General features: G+C 71.6%; 19 protein-coding genes. 11 read left to right on the top strand and 8 right to left on the bottom strand.

What is annotated here, in order from left to right; all coding sequences use genetic code 11:
* Nucleotides 1-25 precede the first annotated feature (25 nt).
* The 6 genes from CF165_RS37235 to CF165_RS37210 all read right to left on the bottom strand — a co-directional run bounded on the left by CF165_RS37235 (nucleotide 26) and on the right by CF165_RS37210 (nucleotide 5,534).
* On the bottom strand, nucleotides 26-1,363 hold the full coding sequence (locus tag CF165_RS37235; protein ID WP_093952293.1) for an FAD-dependent monooxygenase: 1,338 nt from the start codon (nucleotides 1,361-1,363) through the stop codon (nucleotides 26-28).
* Entirely contained in the window at nucleotides 1,356-2,018 is a 663-nt protein-coding gene (locus CF165_RS37230) for a VC0807 family protein (protein ID WP_093952292.1), read from the bottom strand. The genes CF165_RS37235 and CF165_RS37230 overlap by 8 nt, the downstream gene beginning before the upstream one ends.
* Nucleotides 2,015-2,617 carry a TetR/AcrR family transcriptional regulator gene (locus CF165_RS37225; protein ID WP_205661073.1) on the bottom strand — a complete coding sequence of 201 codons (603 nt, stop codon included), beginning with the start codon at nucleotides 2,615-2,617 and terminating at the stop codon, nucleotides 2,015-2,017. The genes CF165_RS37230 and CF165_RS37225 overlap by 4 nt, the downstream gene beginning before the upstream one ends.
* Nucleotides 2,618-2,683: 66 nt before the next feature.
* Nucleotides 2,684-3,988, bottom strand: a complete 1,305-nt coding sequence (locus CF165_RS37220) for a GGDEF domain-containing protein (RefSeq protein WP_093952290.1) — start codon at nucleotides 3,986-3,988, stop codon at nucleotides 2,684-2,686.
* A 182-nt stretch (nucleotides 3,989-4,170) separates the two neighbouring features.
* Entirely contained in the window at nucleotides 4,171-4,923 is a 753-nt protein-coding gene (locus CF165_RS37215; RefSeq protein WP_093952289.1) for a glucose 1-dehydrogenase, read from the bottom strand.
* 23 nt (nucleotides 4,924-4,946) lie between these two features.
* Nucleotides 4,947-5,534 (bottom strand): TetR/AcrR family transcriptional regulator, encoded by a 588-nt coding sequence (locus CF165_RS37210; protein ID WP_093952288.1) that lies wholly within the window; start codon nucleotides 5,532-5,534, stop codon nucleotides 4,947-4,949.
* Nucleotides 5,535-5,650: 116 nt separating this feature from the next.
* On the opposite strand from CF165_RS37210, the gene CF165_RS37205 reads away from it, so the two are divergent.
* Both CF165_RS37205 and ku read left to right on the top strand, forming a co-directional pair.
* Nucleotides 5,651-6,013, top strand: coding sequence for a hypothetical protein (locus tag CF165_RS37205; RefSeq protein ID WP_093952287.1), 363 nt, complete (start codon nucleotides 5,651-5,653; stop codon nucleotides 6,011-6,013).
* A gap of 52 nt (nucleotides 6,014-6,065) precedes the next feature.
* Entirely contained in the window at nucleotides 6,066-6,947 is an 882-nt protein-coding gene (gene ku / locus CF165_RS37200; protein ID WP_205661072.1) for a non-homologous end joining protein Ku, read from the top strand.
* 355 nt (nucleotides 6,948-7,302) lie between these two features.
* Here ku and CF165_RS37195 read toward each other — a convergent pair whose 3' ends face one another.
* Nucleotides 7,303-7,764 carry a MarR family winged helix-turn-helix transcriptional regulator gene (locus CF165_RS37195; protein WP_093952286.1) on the bottom strand — a complete coding sequence of 154 codons (462 nt, stop codon included), beginning with the start codon at nucleotides 7,762-7,764 and terminating at the stop codon, nucleotides 7,303-7,305.
* 10 nt (nucleotides 7,765-7,774) lie between these two features.
* Nucleotides 7,775-9,565: an ABC transporter ATP-binding protein gene (locus CF165_RS37190; RefSeq protein WP_093952285.1), complete on the bottom strand. Its 1,791-nt coding sequence runs from the start codon at nucleotides 9,563-9,565 to the stop codon at nucleotides 7,775-7,777.
* Between the two features lie 217 nt (nucleotides 9,566-9,782).
* On the opposite strand from CF165_RS37190, the gene ffh reads away from it, so the two are divergent.
* From ffh to rplS, 9 genes are all read left to right on the top strand, one after another.
* Nucleotides 9,783-11,321, top strand: coding sequence for a signal recognition particle protein (ffh, locus tag CF165_RS37185; RefSeq protein ID WP_093952284.1), 1,539 nt, complete (start codon nucleotides 9,783-9,785; stop codon nucleotides 11,319-11,321).
* Nucleotides 11,318-12,394, top strand: coding sequence for an amidohydrolase family protein (locus CF165_RS37180; RefSeq protein ID WP_093952283.1), 1,077 nt, complete (start codon nucleotides 11,318-11,320; stop codon nucleotides 12,392-12,394). Before ffh ends, CF165_RS37180 begins: the two co-directional genes overlap by 4 nt.
* A 45-nt stretch (nucleotides 12,395-12,439) precedes the next feature.
* Nucleotides 12,440-13,165 carry a CPBP family intramembrane glutamic endopeptidase gene (locus CF165_RS37175; RefSeq protein ID WP_093952282.1) on the top strand — a complete coding sequence of 242 codons (726 nt, stop codon included), beginning with the start codon at nucleotides 12,440-12,442 and terminating at the stop codon, nucleotides 13,163-13,165.
* A 100-nt stretch (nucleotides 13,166-13,265) separates the two neighbouring features.
* Nucleotides 13,266-14,069, top strand: a complete 804-nt coding sequence (locus CF165_RS37170) for a CPBP family intramembrane glutamic endopeptidase (protein ID WP_093952281.1) — start codon at nucleotides 13,266-13,268, stop codon at nucleotides 14,067-14,069.
* A 171-nt stretch (nucleotides 14,070-14,240) separates the two neighbouring features.
* Nucleotides 14,241-14,684, top strand: coding sequence for a 30S ribosomal protein S16 (gene rpsP / locus CF165_RS37165; protein WP_093952280.1), 444 nt, complete (start codon nucleotides 14,241-14,243; stop codon nucleotides 14,682-14,684).
* On the top strand, nucleotides 14,681-14,920 hold the full coding sequence (locus CF165_RS37160; protein ID WP_003103110.1) for an RNA-binding protein: 240 nt from the start codon (nucleotides 14,681-14,683) through the stop codon (nucleotides 14,918-14,920). The genes rpsP and CF165_RS37160 overlap by 4 nt, the downstream gene beginning before the upstream one ends.
* Before the next feature lie 20 nt (nucleotides 14,921-14,940).
* On the top strand, nucleotides 14,941-15,453 hold the full coding sequence (gene rimM, locus CF165_RS37155; protein WP_093952279.1) for a ribosome maturation factor RimM: 513 nt from the start codon (nucleotides 14,941-14,943) through the stop codon (nucleotides 15,451-15,453).
* Nucleotide 15,454: 1 nt separating this feature from the next.
* Entirely contained in the window at nucleotides 15,455-16,234 is a 780-nt protein-coding gene (trmD, locus tag CF165_RS37150; protein WP_093952278.1) for a tRNA (guanosine(37)-N1)-methyltransferase TrmD, read from the top strand.
* 122 nt (nucleotides 16,235-16,356) lie between these two features.
* The gene (rplS, locus tag CF165_RS37145) at nucleotides 16,357-16,725 is read left to right on the top strand and encodes a 50S ribosomal protein L19 (RefSeq protein WP_086680529.1); all 369 of its coding nucleotides are present in this window, start codon (nucleotides 16,357-16,359) and stop codon (nucleotides 16,723-16,725) included.
* Nucleotides 16,726-16,822 lie beyond the last annotated feature (97 nt).

Below are 16,822 nucleotides of genomic sequence, written 5' to 3'. Positions count from 1 at the left end.
TCGCCGGATGACCTGAACGAGTCGTTCACTGCACACTCGGCGCCCCGAACCAGCGGCGCAGGGCCTCTTCCAGGCCCGGTCCGCCGGCCCACACGACGTACCCGTCGGGCCGGACGAGCCGCGGTTCGGTACCGCCGCGGTGCTCGACCCGGTCCGTCCAGCCCGCGGGTGGTTCCGCGCCGGTCAGCACGGCGCGGCCGTCGGGAGCGGCCGGGACGTCGGTGACGCGGCCGGTGGTGCCCGGATAGGTGATGCCCAGGCCCGAAAGCTCCATCGCGACGGCACGCCGAGCCTCGGGAACGGCCAGCAGCTCGGTGAAGACCGCCCGGACGGCCGCGGCGTCCGGGTCGGGTACGCCGAGCACCGCCTGGGCGCGGGTGCTGACCAGCACGCGTGCCGCGATCGGGTGGCGTTCGTCGTGGTAGCTGTCGAGCAGGCCGGCGGGGGCGTGCCCGCGGACCCGCGCGGCCAGCTTCCAGCCGAGGTTCACCGCGTCCTGCAGGCCCAGGTTGAGCCCCTGGCCGCCGACCGGCAGGTGGATGTGCGCGGCATCGCCGGCGAACAGCACCCGGCCGTGGCGGTAGCGCTCAAGCTGGCGGGCGGCGTCGCCGAACCGCGACGCCCACAGCACTTCGCCGACTTCGATGCCCGGCCCGTGCGCGGCGGTCAGCGCGCGCTGCAGCTCGCCGGGCGTGACCGGCGCGTCCCGGCCGAGCCGCTGCTGCTCCTCGCCGAAGACCACCGTGCGGTAGCGCCCGCCGGACAGCGGCAGCAGGTACCCCGAGCCGTTCGACGGCAGCTGCCAGCCGTCGGCGACGCCGTCGGGCTTGCTGGTGAGCCTGAGGTCGGCGACGACCAGGGAAACCCGGGCGGAGGTGCCCGGGAAGGCGGCGCCCAGCACCGTCCGCACCGCGCTGTGCCCGCCGTCGGCCGCGACGAGCCAGCCGGCCCGGTGCTCGCGCCCGCCCGCCGTGACGGTGACGCCCTCGTCGTCCTGCGCCACGGCGGTGACGGCCGCGCCCCGGAGGACCGGCGTGCGCAGCCGGGCCTCGATCGCCGCCGCGACGTGCGCCTGCTCGATGCCGAGCTGGTGCGGGAAGCACGTCGGCAGGTCGGTGTAGTCGATCGGGAGGCCGGAGAAGTGCCCGGCGGGCAGCCGCGCTTCGACGTGCGGTTCGAGCACGGGGAGCAGACCGCGATCCGCCAGCACCTCCACCGACCGGGGCTGCAGGGCGAGGGCCTTCGACTGCGTGGTGGCCTCCGCGTCGCGTTCCAGGACCTGGACGTCGAGCCCGGCGCGCTCCAGCTCGAACGCGGTCAGCAGCCCGGTGGGACCCGCCCCGGCGACCAGGACGTCAGGCATCGAGGTTCTCCTTGCGGATGTACCACACGTGCCAGGCGATCAGGACGGCCAGCGCGCCGAACCACGCCACGTTGGTCACCAGTGCGATGAGGTCGATGGGCAGCGTGTAGACCAGCACGATGTGCAGCACCGCGCCGGCCAGCAGCACCCCGCCCCAAGCGGCCGTGTTGATCCGCAGGCCGCGGCGGAACCGCGCGTCGGTGTCCCAGCGGGCCGCCCACGCGTCCGCGCCCTCCGCGCCGCGCTTCACCTCGGCGATCGTGCGGCCCAGCGTCAGCTGCGCGGGCTTGCCGGCGAACACCGAAACCAGCATCCACGCGCCGAAGACACCACCCAGCGCGGCGGTCCAGCCTTCGCGGATCACCAGCGTGCGCGGGTCGTCCGAGAGCAGGCCGAGCACCACCGACAGCACCAGGACGCTCAGCGTGACCAGGGCGACGAGGTCGATCCGGCGGTTGCGGACGACGGTCCACACCACGTACGGCGCGGCCACCACGACACCGGCCATCAGCGCCCACCACTGGCTCACCCCGGCGGCGCGCAGGCCGTAGAACAACGCCATCGGCACGACCACCTCGAACAGGACGGTGAGCACGTTGGCGCGGACGAGCCGGCGCAGGCCGGCGTCGGGTCCGGTCTTCGCTTCGATCATCATTGCGATCCCCCAGCGGTTTCGGGTGCGGTCGCCCGCACGTACAGGTCGGCGAGCTCGCGGCCGAGGCGCGCGAGCTCGTCGGGTCCGGTCCCGGCCGCGGCCGCGGTGGCGACCACGGCGTCGAGCCCGGCGGTGAAGGAGAGTGCCGCGGTCCGGGCGTCGAAGGAGCCGAAGACGCCGGCGGCCTGCCCGGTGCGGAAGTGCTCTTCGAACAGCGCGAGCCGTCCGTTAACGGCGGCGCTCTGCGAGCCCGCGTTCTTCACGAGGTCGATCAGGGCCCGGACTTCGGAAGGGTGCTCGCCGACGAGTTCGACGTTCGCCTCGACGTAAGCGCGCAGCTGCGCGACGTGGCCGGTGGCGGCGTCGATGCGCGGCTGCATGAACGCCCCGGTGACCTCTTCGATCTCGGTGACGCACGCCTTGAGCAAGTCGTCCTTGCCCGCGAAGTGGTAGCTGATCATCCCGGTGCTCGAGAGGCCCGCGTGCTTCGCGATCCGGCTGAACGACGCCTTGGCGTACCCGGCTTCGGCGATCACCTCGATCGCCGCCCGGACGATCTGGGCGCGCCGCCCGGACTCGGTGAACGTTCTTGCTCGCATGAGCAAAATTTAGCTCAGCCGAGCAAAAACGACAAGTGTGCTGGTCAAGGCCGGGTTTCCGGGGGATCAGGCGGTCGCCGTGCCGTCGACCACCTGGTTGCGGCCCGCGTCCTTGGCCCGGTACAGGGCCCGGTCCGCGGCCTGCAGCAGGCGGTCGACGGCCGTGCCGCCGTCGGGGTAGGTCGCCACCCCGATCGAAGCCGAGAGGCCGCCGATGACGCGGATGTCGTGGCCGTCGGAGTACTCCACCTTCAGCACCTCGATCGCCGACCGGATGCGCTCGGCCACCGCCAGCACCGCCGCCGGGCCGATGTCGGGGAGCAGGACCACGAACTCCTCGCCGCCGAAGCGGCCGACCGAGTCGTAGTCGCGGACCGCGCTCTTGATCGCCGCCGCGACCGCGCGCAGCACCTCGTCGCCCGCCAGGTGGCCGTGTTCGTCGTTGATCAGCTTGAAGTGGTCCAGGTCGATCATCAGCACGCCGAACGTGCTCCGCGTGGTGCGCTGCGCCCTCGCCAGTTCGCGCGAAGCGAGCAGATGCCACCCGGTCGTGTTGAACAGGCCGGTCTTCTCGTCGGTCGTCGCGGCGATCTCCAGCTGCTTGATCAGCACCGCGCGGTGCAGCACCAGCAGCGGCGGCAGGATCGCGACGGCGAGCGCGGGCAGCGTCGCCAGCGCGAGCGCCGTGAGCATGCCCAGGCAGAGCGTCGCGGCTTCGAGGAGGTTGTCGCCGAGGCCGCCGAAGAGCGCTTTCACCGAGCGCGTCGTGATCGTCAGCGCCGGGATGATCGTGATCGCCGCGACGACGAAGTACGTCACCGCGGCCAGCGCGACGGCCGTGGCGCCACGCACGCCCGACGTCAGCGCGGTCCCCATGTCGCCGACGCCGGTCCGCGCGAGCACGAAGGCCGCCGAATAGCAGGTGAGGACCACCAGGGTCGCGTTGAGGATCGTGCGGAAGGGCGGTACCTGACGCAGCCGGTACCAGCTGCGGGCGGCCAGGTGCGCGTAGAGGAAGGCGACGAGCACGGCGACGAGCGCCGGGGGCAGCAGCAACACCCCGGCGAACGTCCACACCGACGTCATGTTGATGTACGGCGGGCCGTGGACGCGCCGGCGCATCCGCTCGACCTTGCGGCCCAGCTCGGCCTGCGCGATGCCCAGCGCCACCAGCAAGCCGAGGAGCACGAGGTCGCGCGGCACCGGCGGGTCCGTGATCGACGTCGCCACCGTGGCGGTCGCCGCGACGCTTTCGACGAGGAAGCAGTAGGCGATCAGGGAACGGCGCTGGCGCCACAGCGTCCACTCGCGCAGCCTGAACGGAGCAGGGAGCCGCCGACGGGATTGGCCGGCCGCGGAACCGTTGCCCATACTCACCGCACTGCGCCCCCGCATGCCCGGACGGATCCCGAAGGTCGACCAGAAGAATAGTCGACCGCCGGGCCTCCGGTCAGCAAAACGGCGCCGGATCGAGAGGGGGCGGCCATGCGCAACCGTGATTCCTGAACCCGCGATCGGCTGTTGACCCGCCGGAAAGTGCCGGGTGGGGCCGCTCAGGCGGTCGCGCCGCCGTCGACCACCAGGTCGTGCCCCACGGTGAAGGCCGCTTCGTCCGAAGCCAGCCACAGCACGGCGGCGGCGACTTCGGCGGTGGCGCCCACCCGGCCCAGCGGGATCGCGTCCTTGAGCCGCGCGGCCCGGTCCGCGTCCGTCTCGCCGGGCCGGCGAGACATGTCCGTGTCGGTCGCGCCCGGGCTGACGGCGTTGATGCGGACGCCCTCGGCGATGTGGTCGAGCGCCGCCGCCTTGGTCAGCGCGGTCACCGCCGCCTTCGAGGCCGCGTAGGCCGCCAGGTCCGGCCGCCTGCGGTGCGCGCCGATGTTCGACGCCATGTTGACGATCGCGCCGCCGCCGTGCGCCCGCATGTGCGCGACCTCGTGTTTCAGGCACAGCCACGTGCCGGTGAGGTTCGTCGCGATGACCGCGTCGAAGACGTCCTCGCGCAGGTCCGCGGCCGGCGCCGGCTCGCCGAGGATGCCCGCGTTGTTGAACGCGACGTGCAGTCCGCCGTGCCGCGCGACGATCGTCTCCACCATCCGGGCGACGTCGGCGGAGTCGGTCACGTCGACGGTCACCGCGCTCGCGTCGCCGCCGATCTCCTTCACCGCCGACGCGAGCCGCTGCTCGTTCCGCCCGGCGACGACCACCGTCGCGCCTTCGGCCGCGAACGCCCGCGCCGTCGCCCGTCCGATGCCCGAGCCGCCGCCCGTCACGAGGACGACCTTGCCGGTGAACCTGACCCCCATGAGTGACCTTCTTTCTGGTCTGATCATTCTCGAATAAGGACGCGCATGGCCTCGGAGACGGCCGCGTGCACCCGGTCCGCCGCGTCGGCGCCCTTGCCCAGGACGCGCAGTCCCTGGAGCACGGTGAGCAGGAACCGTGCCAGCGTCGCCGGGTCGCTCCCGTCGCGGAGTTCACCCTCGGCCCTGGCGCGTTCCAGCGCCATGGTCAGGGCGACCTCGAGGGTGTCCCAGCTGCGCTCCACCAGCCGGGCGACCTCGGGGTCGTGGGGCAGCAGCTCGATCGCCGCGTTGACGACGAAGCAGCCCATCCTCGTTTCGTCGCCGAGGATTTCCGCCACGTAGCCGTCGAAGAGCCGGCGCACCGCGGCCACGCCGGACCCCGGCTCCGACAACTGCGCCACCACCCGTGCGTCGGCTCGCTCCGCGTAGCGCTTCAAGGCCGCCACGTAGAGGTCGTGCTTCGTGCCGAAGGTGGCATACAGGCTGGCCTTGGCGACCCCCAGGTGCGTGACGAGGTCGCTGACCGACGTCGCCTCGTACCCCTGGCGCCGGAAGAGCGCGAGGGCGCCGTCGCAGGCTTCGCCGACGTCGAACTCCTTGACCCGGGACATGATCGAAACCCTAGGCTTATCGAGAACGATCGGTCAAATATGTGAGCGGCGGTGTGTCGTGTCCGGTGACGGCGCGTGCGGTGGCACTATGGCTGCTCCGACCGCGAGGGGGAGCGATGCAAGACCGGCTGACGCTGCCGCCGACGGTGGTCGCCACCCACCTGCGGACCTGCGCCGAGGAGCTCGCCGCGGGCCTGCGCTGCGGCGGCCCGGGCGCCACGACCGCCGAGCTCACCGACGTCGTCGCCCAGCTCGTCGCCGGCCAGGAAGCCATCTCGCACGCGCTCGCCGGCCTCGTCGCCCGCGTCGAAGGCGGTTCGGACGCGCTCGCCGCGGCCCCGGCGCTGGACGTCCAGGTGGTCAAGGAGGTGCTCCGCGCGGCGGCCATCGCCTCCCGCTGTTCGGCGGAGGCGCTCGACGAGGTCACCCCGTCGTTCGAATGTGTGAGCGAATCCGTCGCGCCTGACACCCGTTTGTAGCTGTCGGTCCGCGCGGCCGCCTGTCTAGCCTGGAGCTGCGGAGGTGGCGCGGATGCGAGCGGTGTGGACGGGCACGATCGGGTTCGGCAGTTACGCCATTCCGGTGAAGGCGTACAGCGCGACCGAGGAGCGGGAGCTCCCGCTGCACCAGGTGCACGAAACCGACGGCGGCCGCGTCCGGGTGAAGCGCGTGTGCGAGGTCGACGGCGCCGAGGTGCCGCCGGGGGAGATGGTCCGCGGCTACCCCGTTCCCGGCGGCGACGTCGTCCTGCTGTCCGACCACGAGCTGGCGTCGCTCCCGATGCCGGGCCGCACGATCGCCATCCGCGGGTTCGCGCCGCTCGCCGACGTCGACCCGATCTGGTTCGCGAGGAGCTACTACCTCGAACCCGAGCCGGCGGGCACGAAGCCGTACGTGCTCTTCAGCGAGGCCCTCCAGCAGTCGGGGCGGATCGCGCTGGTCACCGTCGCGCTGCGCCGCCGCGAGACGCTGGGCGCGTTGCGCGTCCGCGACCAGGTGCTCGTGCTGGAGACGATGCTGTGGCCGGACGAGGTGCGCACGCCGGACTTCCCGTTCCGGCACGCCGACGTCGACATCCGGCCGGGGGAGCTGCGCCGGGCGGTGAACCTCGTCGAGGAGCTGACCGGCGAGTTCGACCCCGGCCGCTACCCCGACCGGTACCGCGAAGCCTTCGAGGCGCTGGTCCAGGCGAAGATCGACGGCGAAGAGGTCGTCCAGCCGACGGCCGCCGAGCAGACCGAAGGCGTCACCCGGCTGCTGGCGGCGTTGCAGGAGAGCGCCTCCGAGGCCGAGGACGCGCGCAACGCGTCCGTCGCGAAGGCCAAGGCTGCCGCGTCGAGGGCGGCGAAGGCGCGTACGACGGCGAAGCGGGCCGCGACGCGCGGTCGCGGGCGTACGAAGACCTCCGGCTGAGTATTACTACCCACGGGTAATTGAGGGTTCTCCCACTGCTGCCGGAGTACCCGGCGCGGCAGACTTCGTTTCGCCAGCGAGTACCGGATCGCTGGTGAGGGGGGAAGTCCGGACGGCCCCTGGGGAGGTGAGCCGTCCAGGCACCAGGGTTCCGGGGCGGGCCGGAGGAGGAGCGGCCCGTTCCGGAACCCGTACCGCACCACGGGGAGGTGGTGCGGGAGGGACGTCTTGAAGGCTGCCGCGGAGGGATCGAGGGGTCTCCGCGGCAGCCTTCAGGCCGGCTGGACGTCATGAACGACTCGTTCCTGTCGTCGGACGGGGTGAACGACTCGTTCATGACATCGGCGGCCCGGGTTCAGGCGTCCGCGACCCGGATCAGCAGGTCGGCGGCCAGCCTGAGCAGCTGCCGCTCGGTCGGCGAGAGCGCCGACTCCAGCGAACCCGCCAGCCAGCGTTCGCGCTGGACGCTGTATTCGCGCAGCACCGCCCGGCCTTCGGGGGTGATGCTGACCCGCGAGCGGCGCCCGTCGCCGGGGTCGGGCGTGCGCGTGACCAGCCCGCGCCCGGTGAGCGACGCCAGGATCCGCGTCAGCGACTGCGGCTGCAGCCGTTCCGCTGCGGCCAGCTCGGTCGGCGTCTGCGTGCCCGCCCGGTAGAGCCGGCTCAGCACCGCGAGCACCGCCGGGCCGGGGTTGCCCTGGTCGGCCTCGGCGCGCATCCGCCAGTTCAGCCGCCCGACGCCTTCGCGCACCCGCCGGGCCAGGTCGGCCAGCTCGGGGTCCGCGCTGACCGGTGCGGCGTCGGGTTCGGGGTGCATGGCGCCCAGATTAGGCGGTTCCGCGGACCAGCCGGGCATAGCGCCCGTCGCGCGCCAGCAGCTCCTCGTGCGTCCCGCGCTCGGCGATCCGGCCCTCGTGCAGCACCACGATCTGGTCCGCGTGCTCCACAGTGGACAGCCGGTGCGCGATCGTCAGCGTCGTGCGGCCCGCGGCGAGCCGGTCGAGCTCGGCCTGGACCGAGCGTTCCGTCCGCGTGTCGAGCGCGCTGGTCGCTTCGTCGAGGATGAGCACCGGCGGGTTGCGCAGCAGGATCCGCGCGATCGCCATCCGCTGCTTCTCGCCGCCGGAGAACCGGTAGCCGCGCTGGCCGACGACGGTGTCGTAGCCCTCGGGCAGCCCGGCCAGGGTGTCGTGGATGTGCGCGGCCTTCGCGGCCTGCTCGATCTCCTCGTCGGTCGCGTCCGGCTTCGCGAACCGCAGGTTCTCCCGGACGGTGTCGTGGAAGAGGTACGTCTCCTGCGACACCATCCCGACGCCGGCGGCGAGCGATTCCAGGGTGACGTCCCGGACGTCGACGTCGTCGATCTTCACCGATCCTTCGCTGACCTCGTACAGCCGTGCCACCAGGTACGCGAGCGTCGTCTTGCCCGAGCCGGTCGAGCCGACGAGCGCCGTGGTCGTCCCGGCGGGGACGTCGAGGTCGATGTCCTGCAGCGTCAGCGGACCGTTCTCGTCGTAGCGGAAGCAAACGCCCCGCATCGAGACGTCGCCGCGGCGCACCACCAGTTCGGCCGCCCCCGGCTTGTCGGCGATCTCCACCGGCAGGTCGAGCACCTCGAAGATGCGGCCGAACAGCGCCTTCGACGTCGCCACGTTCTGCCCGATCGTCTGCATCGCGCTGGCCGGGGCGACCAGCCGGTTCAGCATGCTGGTGAACGCCACCACGGTGCCGAGCGAGATCGGCGACGCGCCGCCGGCGAGCGCCAGCCCGGCGATCCAGTAGACCAGCGCCGGGATCACGGTGAGGCTCATCGCCCGCGACGCGGTCTGCCAGCGTCCCGCCAGCGCGGCGGCCCGTTCCAGCGACGCTATCTCCCGCGACTCCGCGCCGAAGCGCTCGCGCATCGCGCGTTCGTTGCCCATCGTCTTGGCGAGCAGGACGCCGGTGACCGACAACGACTCCTCGACCATCGTCGTCAGCCGGGCCATCCGGCGGGTCCGGCCGCGGGCCAGGTTCCGCCGTTTCTTGCCCAGCCGCAGCGTGAACAGCAGGAACAGCGGGACGACGACCAGCGAGAGCGCCGCGAGCTGCCAGTCGAGCAGGATCAGCGCGGTCGCGATGGCGATCGTCGTGGTCGCGTTCTGCACCACCGACCCGGCGGTCGTGGTGATCACGTTGTCGACGCCGCCGATGTCGTTGAAGACCCGCGAGAGCACTTCGCCGCTCTTCGTCCGCGTGAAGAAGCCGAGCGACATCCGCTGCAGGTGGCCGTAGACCGAGACGCGCAGCTCGTTCATGACGCGCTGCCCGATGGTGTTGGACAGCCCGGTCGTGGCGACGCCGAGGGAACCGCTGCCGACCGAGCAGACGATCATCCCGGCGGCCAGCAGGCTGATCAGCAGCGTGTTCCGGTGGGGCAGGGCGTCGTCGAGGATCTCGCGCAGCAGGAACGGCGAGACGACGCCGAGGCCGGCCTGCAGGACGATCAGCGTGAACAGTGCGGTCATGGGCCCGCGGTGCGGGCGGAACAGGCCGGCGATCCGCCGCAGCGGGACCGGCTCGTCGGCGTCGGTGGCCGGTTCGGCGAGCGTCGGCCGGGGTCTGGTCGCGGAAGTCATACATGCATGTTTACTGAATCTGCTGAGCCTCACCACTTATTTCTGGATTTTGACGGCGCTTTACTCCGTTGCTCGCGCGCGTAGTAGTACGCCTATGTTAACTAAATGCGCGCGCGACCTTCGCGCACCCGGAGGCGGAGGAGCCGGAGCGACTACCCTCGAAGGGGCCGGCCGAGTCCGGCGCGCCACCATCGACCCAGCTGGAGCGTGCACACCCGTGTTCGACACCCTCTCCGATCGGCTCACCGCCGCCCTGCAGACGCTCACGCGCAAGGGCAAGCTGTCCGACGCCGACATCGACGCCACCGCGCGCGAGATCCGCATCGCGCTGCTGGAGGCCGACGTCGCCCTCGGCGTGGTCAAGACCTTCATCGCGAGGATCAAGGAACGGGCGAAGGGCGCCGAGGTCTCGCAGGCGCTCAACCCCGCGCAGCAGGTCATCAAGATCGTCAACGAGGAGCTCGTCGGCATCCTCGGCGGCGAGACACGCCGGCTCAGCCTGGCCAAGACCCCGCCGACCGTGATCATGCTGGCCGGTCTGCAAGGTGCCGGTAAGACGACGCTCGCCGGCAAGCTCGCGCTGTGGCTGAAGAAGCAGGGCCACGCGCCGATGCTGGTCGCCTGCGACCTCCAGCGCCCGAACGCCGTCACGCAGCTGCAGGTCGTCGGCGAGCGGGCCGGCGTCGTCACCTTCGCGCCCGAGCCCGGCAACGGCGTCGGGGACCCGGTCGACGTCGCGCGCCGCGCCATCGCCGAGGCCAAGCACGCGCAGCACGACGTCGTCGTGGTCGACACCGCGGGCCGCCTGGGTGTCGACGAAGAGCTGATGAAGCAGGCCGCCGACATCCGCGACGCGGTCGAGCCGGACGAGGTCCTGTTCGTCGTCGACGCGATGATCGGCCAGGACGCCGTGACCACGGCCCAGGCGTTCCAGGACGGCGTCGGCTTCAGCGGCGTCGTGCTCACCAAGCTCGACGGCGACGCCCGCGGTGGTGCCGCGCTGAGCGTCCGCGAGGTCACCGGCCAGCCGATCCTCTTCGCCTCCAACGGCGAGAAGCTCGAGGACTTCGACACCTTCCACCCGGACCGGATGGCGTCGCGGATCCTCGGCATGGGCGACGTGCTCACCCTGATCGAGCAGGCCGAGCAGGCCTTCGACCAGAAGCAGGCCGAGAAGGCCGCCGAAAAGCTGTCGAGTGGCCAGCTCACCCTGGAGGACTTCCTCGAGCAGATGCTGGCGGTCCGCAAGATGGGCCCGATCGGCAACCTGCTCGGCATGCTCCCGGGCGCGGGCCAGATGAAGGACCAGCTGGCCCAGGTCGACGACAAGCACCTGGACCGGCTGCAGGCGATCATCCGAGGCATGACGCCGGCCGAGCGCGCGGACCCGAAGATGATCAACGGTTCGCGTCGGCTGCGCATCGCCAACGGCTCCGGCGTCACCGTCCGCGAGGTCAACGACCTGGTCAACCGGTTCTTCGAGGCCCGCAAGATGATGGCCCAGATGGCGGGCCGGTTTGGCTTCGGCGGCGGGGGCGGCGGCTCCAAGTCCCGCAAGGGCAAGAAGGGCAAGAAGGGCCGCGGCCCGACGCAGCCCAAGGTCCGCGGCGGCTTCCCCGGCGGCATGCCGATGCTGCCCCCGGGCGGGCAGATGCCGGGCGGGATGCCCGACCTCTCGCAGCTGGGTGGCATGAACGACGTCCCGGGCTTCGACCCGTCGAAGTTCAAGCTGCCGAAGAACCCCAAGGACAATTGAGCACCGCGCTCCACGCCGCCGGGGTGATCCTGCCCGGCGGCGAGCCGGGGGAACTGTGGATCACCGGCGGCCGGATCTCGTTCGAGCCGGTGCCGGACGCCGAGACGCTCGGCCGGGACGTCTTCCTCGTGCCCGGCCTGGTCGATGCGCACTGCCACCCCGGCATCGGCATCGGCGGGCCGGTCTCGCTGGACGAAGCAGCGGCCCAGGCGGTCACCGACCGGAACGCCGGGACGCTGCTGATCCGCGACTGCGGCCTGCCGATCGACGTCCGGCCGCTGCAGCGGCGCGCCGACCTGCCGACGATCATCCGCGCCGGACGGCACCTCGCCCTCACCAAGCGGTACATCCCGGGTCTGGGCATCGAGCTGGACGATCCGGCGCAGCTGCCGGACGCCGTCGCCGAGCAGGCGCGTGACGGCGACGGCTGGGTCAAGCTGGTGGGCGACTGGATCGACCGCGGGGCAGGCGACCTCGCGCCGCTGTGGCCGGACGACGTCCTGACCGAAGCCGTCAAGGTCGCGCACGACCACGGTGCCCGCGTCACCGCGCACGTCTTCGGCGAAGCCGCGCTGCCCGGGCTGATCGCCTCCGGCATCGACTGCCTGGAACACGGCACCGGCCTCAGCGCCGATCAACTGGCCGAGCTGGCGCGGCACGACGTCGCGCTGGTGCCCACGCTGATCAACATCGAAAACTTCCCGGGCATCGCGGACAAGGCGGGCAAGTACCCGGTGTACGCGGACCACATGCGGGCGCTGCACGCCGGGGTCGGCGAGATGGTCGCTTCCGCCATCGAGGCGGGCGTACGCGTCTACGCGGGCAGTGACGCCGGGGGAATGGTCGAGCACGGCAGGCTCGTCGACGAGATCGAGGCACTCCACCGCGCCGGCATGACCCGCGAGCAGGCCCTCGCGAGCGCGTCCTGGGCGGCCCGCGACTGGCTCGGCCACCCCGGCATCGCCGACGGCGCGCCCGCCGACCTGCTCGTCTACCCGAGCGATCCGCGCGAGGACCTCGGCGCCCTCCGGCATCCCTCGCACATCGTGCTCGGCGGTGTCGTGTACGCGTGACCCCCGCTGATTTCCTTGCGGGGTCGGCACTTTAGCGTGGGGCCCGTGACGGACGACAACGGTGCACGGCGCGTGCTGGGCGCGCACTGGTGTTTCGTGGCGTTCTTCGCGGGGATCGCCGGCTACTACCTGGCCAACCTGATCATCGCCGCGGCGGTCAACCGCAACGTCGGCGAGTTCGACCCCCTGGAGCTGCGCGACATCGGCCCGCTCCTGATCCTGGCGTTCGTGCCCAACCTGCTGCTCGGCCTCGGCCCGGCGGCGGCCTCGTGGAGCTGGGGCGAAGGCCTGCGCGCCGACTTCGGCCTCAAGCCGACCTGGCGCGACGTCCGGATCGGCCTCGCGTGCGGGGTGCTCGCGCTGGTCGTCGGCTACCTGCTCAACCTGGTGCTGATCGCGGTCTACGGCGCCGACGACGCCTCGGACAGCCCGCTGACCGACCTCGCCGACACCTTCGACGGCGACACGGTGTGGCTGGTGCTCGCCGCGGTGATCGTCATCGCCGGCGCCCCGATCACCGAGGAGCTGCTGATCCGCGGCACGTTGTGGAACGCGCTGTCGTTCCACCGCATCCCGCCGTGGGTGGTGCTCCTGCTGACTTCACTCGTGTTCGCGCAGCTGCACGGCGAGCCGACCCGCACGATCGCCCTGTTCGGCCAGGGCATCGCGATGGGGCTGGCCCGCCACCTGTCCGGCCGGGTCAGCGCCGGCGTGATCGCGCACGCGGCCAACAACCTCCCGCCCGCGGTCCTGCTGTTCGTCGCGCACTGAGCGTTGCGAAGATGGTGGACAGTAGCTGGGCGGATACTGTGAGATCACATCCCGGCCGCTAGGCTCGACATCTGGAGCCGAGCGACGCGGAGGGCAAGGCGTGACCACTTCCCAGCCCCGGGACCCGGCTCCCGACGCGGCACCGTTCCCCGAACCCGAGGAGCCCGCCGCGACAGCCTTCCTGCCGCCGCCACCGCGCCACAGATGGGGCTTCGGGGCCTTCCTGCTGGTCGAGGCGACCCTCCTGGCGTCCGCGGCCTTCGTGTCGGTGCTCGTCGGCGACACCGGTCCCGGCCCGCTGCCGATGCGCGTCGTGCTGCTCGGCACGATGCTGCCGACGATGATCGCGGCCGGGGTCGCCGTGCTGGTCACCTGTGTGCGGGGCAACGGCCCCGTGGCCGACCTGCGGCTCGAGTGGCGCTGGGCCGACGTCAAGACGGGGTTCCGGTACGGCTGCGTCGGGCTCGTCTTCACCACCCTCGGCGCCTACCTGTGGACGCAGCTGGTCGGCAACGCCAACGCGACGTCGGCGATCAGCGCGCTGGTCGAGGACCGCCGGATGTCGATTTCCGCGGCCTTGGTGATGTTCGTCTACCTCTGGCTGCTCGGCCCGATCTGCGAAGAGATCATCTACCGCGGCCTGCTCTGGGGCGCCGCCGAACAGCTGCAGTGGCGCAGCGAGAGATGGGGCCGCGTCGCGGCGTTCCTGCTGTCCACGGCGGTGTTCGCGGCCAGCCACCTCGAGCCGCTGCGGACGACGTTGCTGCTGGTCATCGCGGTGCCGATCGGCCTGGTGCGGCTGGTCACCGGGCGGCTGCCGGGCAGTATCGTCGCGCACCAGGTGAACAACTTCCTGCCGGCGCTCACCATCCTGCTCGGGGCGCTCGGGGTGGCCTCTTTCTAGGCCTGTTTCCGGTCCCGGGAGCGCCGTCTGGCAGAATGGCACACTGCCTGCTTCCGCCGGACCCTCTCACCGTGCGAAAGCTCCTGACCTTCGGGTGCCCGCGTCCGTGTCCCCACTCGGCCCGCGTGCGCCCAGCCCAGCACCAGAGAGATTCGAGGAGAACCCACACCCGTGGCCGTCAAGATCAAGCTGCAGCGCCTCGGCAAGATCCGTGCGCCGTACTACCGCATCATCGTTGCCGACGCGCGCACCCGCCGGGACGGCAAGGCCATCGAGACGATCGGCAAGTACCACCCGAAGGAAGAGCCGAGCCTGATCGAGGTCGTCTCCGAGCGCGCCCAGTACTGGCTGAACGTCGGCGCGCAGCCGACCGAGCCGGTCCAGCGCCTGCTGGAGATCACCGGTGACTGGCAGAAGTTCAAGGGCCTGCCGGGCGCCGAGGGCACCCTGAAGGTGGCCGAGCCGAAGCCGTCGAAGCAGGACCTGTTCAACGCGGCGCTGGCCGCGGCCGGCGAGGAGCCCACCACCGAGGCCACCACGCCGAAGAAGAAGTCCGCCCCGAAGAAGGCCGAGGCCGAGAAGGCGGAGGCCGCTGAGGGCGAGAAGTCCGAGTGAGTTTCCTCGCGGACTCCCTCGAGCACCTGGTGCGCGGGATCGTCGACAACCCGGACGAGGTCCGGGTCGAGCTGCTGACCACGCGCCGTGGCCGCACGCTCGAGGTGCACGTGCACCCTGACGACCTCGGCAAGGTGATCGGCCGGGGTGGTCGCACGGCGACCGCCCTGCGCACCGTCATGGGCGGCATCGGTGGCCGCGGCGTCCGCGTGGACGTCGTCGACACCGACCGCTGAGCCTTTCGGAAACGGTCAGGATGGACGTCGTAATCGGCCGCATCGCGAAGGCGCACGGCATCCGCGGGGAACTCGCGGTGGACGTGCGCACGGACTCGCCGGACGAGCGGTTCAAGATCGGTGCGGCCGTCACGACGAAGCTGCGTGACGGCAGCAAGAGGGAACTCACCATCGCAGCCGCCCGCGAACACAGCGGGCGGCTGCTGGTGCGTTTCGAGGAGGTCCTGACCCGCGACGTCGCCGAGACGCTGCGGGGCGCGCTGTTGCTGGCCGACACGGCCACGCTGCCGCCGACCGAGGACCCGGACGAGTTCTACGACCACGAGCTGGCCGGCCTGCGGGCCGAGCTGCTCGACGGCACGGTCGTCGGCAAGGTCGTCGAGATCGTCCACTCGCCCGCCGGCGAGCTGCTGGAACTGGACGTCGAGGGCCGCGAGGTACTGGTGCCCTTCGTCCGCGCGATCGTCCCCACGGTGGACGTCGCGGGCGGCCGGGTCGTCATCGACCCGCCGGAAGGGCTCCTGGACGCCTGAGATGCGCATCGACGTCGTCACGATCTTCCCCGAATACCTCGACCCGCTGCGCGCCGCGCTGCTGGGCCGGGCGATCGACCGCGGCCTGATCGAGGTCGGCGTGCACGACCTGCGCGAGTGGACCCACGACGTGCACCGCGCGGTCGACGACGCACCGTACGGCGGCGGCCCCGGCATGGTGATGAAACCGCAGATCTGGGGCCCGGCACTGGACGACGTCTGCCGTCCGGAGACGCGGCTCGTCGTCCCGACGCCGGCGGGCAAGCCGTTCACCCAGGAGCTGGCGCACGCCTACGCGGCGGAGCAGCACCTGGTGTTCGCCTGCGGCCGGTACGAGGGCATCGACCAGCGGGTCGTCGACGACGCGGCGCGGCGCATGCCGGTCGACGAGGTGTCGATCGGCGACTACGTGCTGGTCGGCGGCGAAGCGGCGGTGCTGGTCATCGTCGAGGCCGTCGTCCGGCTGCTGCCGGGCGTGCTCGGCAACGCGCGTTCGGCCGCCGAGGACTCGTTCTCCGACGGCCTGCTCGAAGGCCCCAGCTACACCCGCCCGGAAGTGTGGCGCGACCTGGCCGTGCCGGACGTGCTGCGGTCGGGCAACCACGCGCTGATCGACCGCTGGCGGCGTGACCAGGCCCTGGAGCGCACGGCCCGTCGGCGCCCCGATCTCCTGGCCCGGCTGCCGGAAGGTAGTCTCGACAAGCACGATCGAGGGGTCCTGGAGGGCTTGGATCCCGAGCAGGCCGAGGGCCGGTTCTCCCGGCCCGAGCCCGGTCTGTAAACTTGACCGGTGCCGTGGGTACAAGTCAAGCCCACCATCAGCCCCCCGGGTCGCCTGCAGCGGCACCGTTGCGCGCCCGGGATCTGTACGCAAGCCATACCGAAGACGAGGACGGACCACCGATGAACACCCTGGACGCGCTGGACAAGCAGTCGCTGCGTTCCGACATCCCGGACTTCCGCCCGGGCGACACGCTCAAGGTGCACGTCCGCGTCATCGAGGGCAACCGCGAGCGCAACCAGGTCTTCCAGGGCGTCGTGATCCGCCGTCAGGGCGGCGGCATCCGGGAGACCTTCACCGTCCGCAAGATCTCCTTCGGCGTCGGCGTGGAGCGCACCTTCCCGGTGCACTCGCCGAACATCGCCGAGGTCGAGGTCCACAAGCGCGGTGACGTGCGGCGCGCGAAGCTGTACTACCTGCGCGACCTGCGCGGCAAGAAGGCCAAGATCAAGGAGCGCCGCGAGAACCGCGAGACGGCCTCGGCTAACTGAGTCACAACCCGGTTACCGGTAGCCTGACGACGTGGCCGAACCCGTGTCCCAGAACGCTCCTGAGGATGACCCCGATCGCTTCGAGGAGGACAAGCCG

Origin of the sequence: Amycolatopsis vastitatis (assembly GCF_002234595.1) — a bacterium.
In the GTDB taxonomy this organism is placed as follows: domain Bacteria; phylum Actinomycetota; class Actinomycetes; order Mycobacteriales; family Pseudonocardiaceae; genus Amycolatopsis; species Amycolatopsis vastitatis.
Note: the sequence above shows the minus strand (reverse complement) of the source record. Positions and strands in the feature narration are given on the sequence as shown.